5 protein-coding genes and 1 pseudogene are annotated in these 6,214 nt (G+C 63.5%); 1 reads left to right on the forward strand and 5 read right to left on the reverse strand.

The features are described from left to right. Positions 1 to 1,174 (forward strand): annotated as a pseudogene (locus JCM9942_RS09585) (diguanylate cyclase); the annotation flags it as partial. On the opposite strand, the gene rnt reads toward JCM9942_RS09585, so the two are convergent. The 5 genes from rnt to JCM9942_RS20820 all read right to left on the reverse strand — a co-directional run. Next, a complete protein-coding gene (gene rnt / locus JCM9942_RS09595; RefSeq protein ID WP_083468488.1) occupies positions 1,171 to 1,779 on the reverse strand; it encodes a ribonuclease T in 609 nt (202 codons plus the stop codon). The pseudogene JCM9942_RS09585 and the gene rnt sit on opposite strands and share 4 nt — an antisense overlap. 126 nt (positions 1,780 to 1,905) lie before the next feature. Further along, complete coding sequence (gene ltrA / locus JCM9942_RS09600; RefSeq protein ID WP_054659289.1) at positions 1,906 to 3,612, reverse strand: group II intron reverse transcriptase/maturase; 1,707 nt, start codon at positions 3,610 to 3,612, stop codon at positions 1,906 to 1,908. A 937-nt stretch (positions 3,613 to 4,549) separates the two neighbouring features. Then, a complete protein-coding gene (locus JCM9942_RS09605; protein WP_054659291.1) occupies positions 4,550 to 5,302 on the reverse strand; it encodes an HvfC family RiPP maturation protein in 753 nt (250 codons plus the stop codon). Then, complete coding sequence (locus tag JCM9942_RS09610; RefSeq protein ID WP_484600217.1) at positions 5,295 to 6,173, reverse strand: HvfB family MNIO-type RiPP peptide maturase; 879 nt, start codon at positions 6,171 to 6,173, stop codon at positions 5,295 to 5,297. Before JCM9942_RS09610 ends, JCM9942_RS09605 begins: the two co-directional genes overlap by 8 nt. Continuing rightward, a partial coding sequence (locus tag JCM9942_RS20820; RefSeq protein ID WP_484600219.1) for an HvfA family oxazolone/thioamide-modified RiPP metallophore occupies positions 6,157 to 6,214 on the reverse strand: 58 nt, incomplete at its 5' end. The genes JCM9942_RS20820 and JCM9942_RS09610, both read right to left, overlap by 17 nt.

Raw genomic sequence — 6,214 nt, forward strand, 5'->3', positions numbered from 1 at the left:
CCAGCGCGCAGGCCAATGGCAGCTCGGGGCCGGCGGCCGTCCGCCGGCGCGATGGCAGCATCTGGGTGGCTACCGCCGGTGGCGTCACCACGGTGCAACCGGCGGCATTGCAGCGCTTCCAGTCACGTCCGCCACCGACGGCGGTGATCGAAAACGTGCGGCTGGATGGCGAACCGCTGAACTGGCGCAGCGGCGAGGCGAAGATGATTCCCGGCGGGCTGCGGGTGGCGGTGAACTATGTCGGGCTCAGTTATCTGATGTCCGACCGGATCCGTTACCGCACCCGGCTGGAAGGACTGGAGCGTGACTGGGTCGAGCGCGGCAACCAGCGCGGCGTGGAGTATGTGGGCCTGCCGCCGGGCAACTACGCCCTGCACGTGTCGGCGGCGCATCCGGATGGCCGCTGGAGCGAGGGGGCGGCCCTGTGGCAGTTCACCGTCCAGCCGCTGTGGTGGCAGCGGCTGGATGTCCATTTCGCGGCGCTGCTGCTGGTGTTGTTGGCCTTGTATGCGCTGTTCCGCTACGTGATCCATCGTTACGAGGCCAACAACGCCCGTCTGGCGCGGCTGGTGGAGGAGCGCACCCACGATCTGAAATTGCAGGCCGACCACCTGCTGGCCGCCAACGAGGAAAAGAGCACGCTGGCCGAGCGTCTGCGCGAGCAGGCCGAGGCTTTCGAGCGGCAGGCGCGGGAGGATGCGCTGACCGGGCTGGCCAATCGCCGCGCGTTCGACCAGACCCTGGCGCGCGAGATGACCCGGTCCTCGCGCAATGGCCAGCCGCTGTCGCTGGTGGTGCTGGATATCGACCACTTCAAGAACGTCAATGACACCTGGTCCCACGCGTCGGCGATGAAGTGTTGCGCAAGGTTGGCCGTCTGCTCCGCAGCGGCTGTCGCGAATCGGACCTGGCGGCGCGGCTGGGCGGCGAGGAATTCGCACTGATCCTCAGCGACACGCCGCTGGCGGAGGCCCTGCGCATCAGCGAGCGGCTGCGCGAGCTGTTCCACGCGCAGCCGGACTGGGCCGATATCGCCGGGCTGCACCTGACCTTCAGCGCCGGCGTGGTGCAGCTGGGCGCGGCCGATCAGGCCCCGGAACAGCTGTACGCACGCGCGGATCTGGCCCTCTACCGGGCCAAGAGTGAAGGCCGCGACCGCATCTGCGAGGGTTAACGGGAGAGGGCGCCCAGCGGCGACGACGGCCACGCATTGACGATCTTGCAGAACAGGCGCGCGGTCTGCTCGGTGTCGTAGACCGCGCTGTGGGCCTCGTTGGCGTCCCAGTCGAAGCCGGCGGCCTGCACCGAACGGGCCAATACCGTCTGGCCGTAGGCCACGCCTGCCAGGGTCACCGTATCGAACACGCTGAACGGATGGAACGGGTTGCGCTTGTGGCCGCTGCGGGCGACGGTGGCATTGACGAAGTTCAGATCGAAGTGGGCGTTGTGGCCGACCAGGATCGCGCGTTGGCAGTGGTACTTCTTCATTGCCGCGCGCACGGGTGCGAACACATGTTCCAGCGCCTCGCGTTCGGGCTTGGCCAGGCGGAACGGGTGATCGAGCACGATGCCGGTCACTTCCAGCGATTTGGGATCGATCTCGGTTCCTTCGGCCGGAATCACGTGCGCGCTGGCGGTCTGGCCGGGATAGAGCAGGCCGTTTTCGTCCATTTCCACCGGGACCGCGGCAATTTCCAGCAAGGCGTGCCGGGTGCAGTCGAAGCCGCCGGTTTCCACGTCCACCACGACGGGCAGGAAACCGCGGAAGCGCTGCGCCATCGGCGTGAAAGCGGGTCGGGGGGCCGAGGGCTCAACGTGTTCATGTCGGGTGGGAGGGCTCACTTGCATGAGCCCCCCCCCTAAGAACCGTACGTGCGAGTTTCCCCGCATACGGCTCAAGCCTGATTAAAGCCTCCGTGGGGAGGCCGGCTTCACAACGTTCAAACCAAGTTGATGGACTCGGGAATGACATATCGGGTGCAGAAGAACGCGGTTGGCCAGTGTATCCGACCCACCCATCGCCCTGTAGACGATGTGATGGTCGTGCCACCCGGTTTCCCGCGTTATCGCCCCACCACACAATGCACAGCACCCGGCTTGTGATCGGAACAGGGTCGTCCATTGCGTCCGGTGGCGCCTGCTGTGCAGCAGGCGCTGTTGGCGCAGGGTTTCCCCGTACTTCTCATGTTCCGGATTGAAGGGGTTGTAGCTCCCCTTCACCTTCTCGTGCCTGCGGATCGGCGTGTCGGCCAGCTTCAGTAGCGTTGCTGTCCGCCATTTTCCGTTGTTGTCCATCTTTGGCGCGGCAAATATCCAGTTCCGAAGTTCAACCGAGTGGAAATACTTCTTCCTGATCCAGTCCATCCTCTTCCCCGGGTGCCGCCGTTTGCTCCATCGCCAGATCGCCCGGAACAGCAGGTGATCCATGCGACTGAACGCCTTCTTGGCTACTGCAGGACTGTGGTAGTTCGCCCAGCCTCGCAGCATCGGGTTCAGCAGGGCGATCAACTCCCCCTGCCTTGCCGTTTTGTGTCCACTGATGACCTCCTTCGCTTTGCGATAGAACGTTTGCACGTTCTTATTGCTCGGCGTTATGAGTAGTTTTCCCGCGTATTTGCGGAAGTTCCACCCGAGGAAATCGAACCCGTCGTCGATGTGCACGATGTGCGTTTTCTCCATGGATAGTTCCAGCCCTCGCTCCTTGAGGAACTTTTCCACCCATGGCTTCACTTCCTGTTCCAGCAGCTCTTTTGATTTGCCGGTGATCACGAAGTCATCCGCATACCGCACCACATTCACTTTGAGTCTCTTGGCCTTTGTCTTGCCCACCTGCGCGATGAGATGCGCGTGCAGACCTGATTCCAGCCCATTCAGTGTCACGTTTGCCAATGTCGGGCTGATGATGCCGCCCTGTGGCGTCCCTGCTTCGGTCTTCTGAAGCAGGCCCTTGTGGATGACTCCGGCCTTCAACCACTTCCCGATTACCACGCGATCCATGCGGACGTTGCGCAGCAGCCAGTCGTGGTTGATCCAGTCGAAGCACCCCTTGATGTCAGCCTCCAATACCCATTCGGCGGATGCTTTCCGGGACAAGGAGACGAACAGCTGGCCCATGGCATCGTGCGTCGAGCGGTTGATCCGGAAGCCGTAGCTGTTGGGATCGCTGCTTGACTCACTTACCGGTTCCAGTGCCAGCAAGTACAACGCCTGCATGGCCCGATCCAACATCGTCGGGATGCCCAGCGGACGTTCCTTGCCATTGGCCTTGGGGATGAAGACACGACGCAAAGGCTTGGGCTTGTAACCCCGCCGCTGCATCTTGCCTATCGCTTCCACGCGGGCTTCTGGTTCCTTCCAGATTTCCTTGTCGATCCCTGGCGTTCTGGAGCCTTGGTTTTCTGTCACTCGTCGTACGGCCATTGCCTTGCCGCAGTACGAGCGGGTCAGCCAGCGTTGCAGGGCTTTCACCTTGCGCCATTGGCCTTCCTGCGTTGCCTTCGCGATACGGACCTGTATTCCCCGCACATTCCTTTCCACCCGGCGCCAGTCGATCTGGTGCCAGTTGTCAGGGACGCGGGAACGCGCAGGCCCACAAGGTGTGGTCACTCTCATGCTTCGTTCCTTCCGTTGAATAACCACGGCCGAAGGCACAGAGCGTCCCCGAAAGGGCGTCATGCGCCCGGTCGGGGTCAAGTGATGTGGACGAGTCTTCCGTCCACATTGGTGAGGTCAATCAGGTGTTACGCGAGTACAGACCAGTCGGAAGTGGGCGTATCCGGTCCATTACAGACCGGCATTTGCTTTCTCCGACCTCCCTTACCCGCATTCCCCACAGCCTTCCTTGCAGTCGGCCTGCCCGGAGGGCAGGAATACGGGCTTACCACGTTCCTTGTAGATCACACGACTAAGGTAGGGCCTATCTATTCGCCGATGGCTCTTCTTGGTGACGCATCCCGTCGATGAAGCGGAATGACCAGCCATAGAATGCCCGTTAGCAGCTTGAGCATTTTCCTATTCGCGACGTTTATCGATAGTTCACAAAAGTTGCCCATTTCAGCCAGCCTCGCCCCTCATCCGGTCTGCTGCTACCGGAATCTGCGCGAAAACCTCGCGGTTGTTGCGCCCCTTGCGGGGGACTTGTTCAGTGGGCTTCGCACCCCTCCGTTGCCAGAGACGCACGCCACTTCAGGCTATTGGTGGTCACACACCAAGTCCAACTTCCTGTCATCCAGACAGGCAGGACAATGATCCACAAGACACAGGTTCGCGTGGTGAGAATGTCAGCTTCTTGCAAGCTAACTTATTGAAACACAAGGACACGACAGGTCGTGTGGGATTTCCATGCACGACAAACCCTGCCCTTGCGGCGGAGTCTGACGGTGCTACCCGACTCCGCTTGCGGATTTCAGTAGGCCCCCGAAGTAGGTGAGTAAGGAGTATTAAAGGCACTCAGACCTAGGGACGACGCGAACCTTCGTGTCGCACTCATCGCAATAGGGTAGCAGAGCACTTTGCCTGGCCGTGCGCTGGTGGCTGAAGCGCGCGCGGCTCAGGCCGGCGTGGTGGTGCCGACAATGCAGCCGCTGGTGGCCAGTTGCCGCAGCATCGCCGCGGCATTGTCCAGGAACGTCGCGTCCGGGTGGACCCCGGCCTCTGCCGCCAGCTCCTGCAGGTGCTGGCGGCCACACTGTCGCGGCAGCTGCTCCAGCCGTTCCAGCAGCCGGTACAGCAAGGGCGACAGCTGCGAAAAGACAATCGCGCCGTCGGGCTGGCGGCGTGCCAGCAGCAGCGTGGGCTGCGCCGGCGCTTGCAGCGGCTGGTAGCCCGGGGCGATGCGGTGCACCGGCCAGGTGTAGGCCAGCGCCCGACACCATGGTGAAAGCACCGGCACCTGCGCCAGCAGATCACCGGCCGGGTCATGCGCGGGCAGCGGCGCATCGCTGATCTTCAGCGCCAGCTCGATCCATTCGTAGTGGGCCAGCTCCAGCAGCCACGGCGCATCGGCGCGGACGGGCTGCTGGTCGAGGAAGTGGATGAACTCCTGGCCGATCTCGGGGAACAGCGGGGTGTGGGCACGATGCTCGCGGCAGAACGCGCGCACCAGCGGCAGCCAGCGTTCCTCACCCAGCGTGCCGGCGATGACCGGGAAATTGGCCGCCAGCAGGCTCTGGATGTTGTTGAAATACAGCTCGCGATAGACCTGCAGGCGGCGCGGATCGATCTGCGCCGGGGGCGGTTGCCGCTGCGGGTCACGCAGGTGCGCGGCAAAGCGGAACTGCAGCTCGCGCAGGGACTCAGCCATGGGCGTAAACCGCACCCGCATCGGCCGCCTGTTGCAGCTGGCGGATCTGGTCCACTTCGGCCAGCAGCGCGGCCAGCGGCGGAAAGTTGAAATCCCGCTCCAGCAGGGTCGGGCGCACCCCATGCAGCGCATAGGCGTGGCCCAGCAGCGCCCACACCTCGTCCTTCACCGGCATGCCGTGGGTGTCGATCTTCAGATCCTGCGCCTCATCGTGATGGCCGGCCACGTGATAACTGGCAATGCGTGCCGAGGGCAGCGTGGCCAGGAACGCATGCGCGTCATAGCCATGGTTGATGGCGTTGACGTAGACGTTGTTCACATCCAGCAGCAGCTCGCAGTCGGCCTCGTCCAGCACCGCGTTGATGAAGCCGGCTTCATCCATCCCGGCGCCCGGCACGGCGTAGTAGGAGGCGTTCTCCACCGCGATGCGGCGGCCGAGGATGTCCTGGGTCTGGCGGATGCGCGCGGCCGCGTGCTGTACCGCTTCCTCAGTGAATGGCAGCGGCAGCAGTTCGTACAGATGGCCGTCATCGCTGCACCAGCTCAGGTGCTCGCTGTACAGGGTCACGCGGTGGCGGTCGAGAAACTTGCGGGTACGGGCGAGAAAATCCACATCCAGCGGGGCCGGGCCCCCCAGCGACAGCGACAGGCCATGACAGCTCAGGGGATGTCGTTGCGACAGCTCGGCCAGCGCCTCGCCCAGCCGGCCGCCAACACCGATCCAGTTGTCCGGTGCGCATTCGAGGAAATCAAAAGAACCTGCCGGCGCACTCAGCAGCGCATCCAGCAACGCGCGGCGCAGGCCCAGTCCCGCACCGGCCGGCACCGGCCAGTGCGGGTGGGATGCGGATGACTCAGTGGCTGCCGCCACACTTGCCCTCGCCGCACTTGCCTTCGGCATGCGCCTTGGCG

It is taken from the genome of Stenotrophomonas pictorum JCM 9942 (assembly GCF_001310775.1).
Taxonomy (GTDB): domain Bacteria; phylum Pseudomonadota; class Gammaproteobacteria; order Xanthomonadales; family Xanthomonadaceae; genus Stenotrophomonas; species Stenotrophomonas pictorum.

Coding starts and splice junctions, on each gene's coding strand:
- ltrA (WP_054659289.1), bottom strand. CDS start 3,612: ATGAGAGTGACCACACCTTGTGGGCCTGCGCGTTCCCGCGTCCCTGAC.
- JCM9942_RS09605 (WP_054659291.1), bottom strand. CDS start 5,302: ATGGCTGAGTCCCTGCGCGAGCTGCAGTTCCGCTTTGCCGCGCACCTG.
- rnt (WP_083468488.1), bottom strand. CDS start 1,779: ATGGCGCAGCGCTTCCGCGGTTTCCTGCCCGTCGTGGTGGACGTGGAA.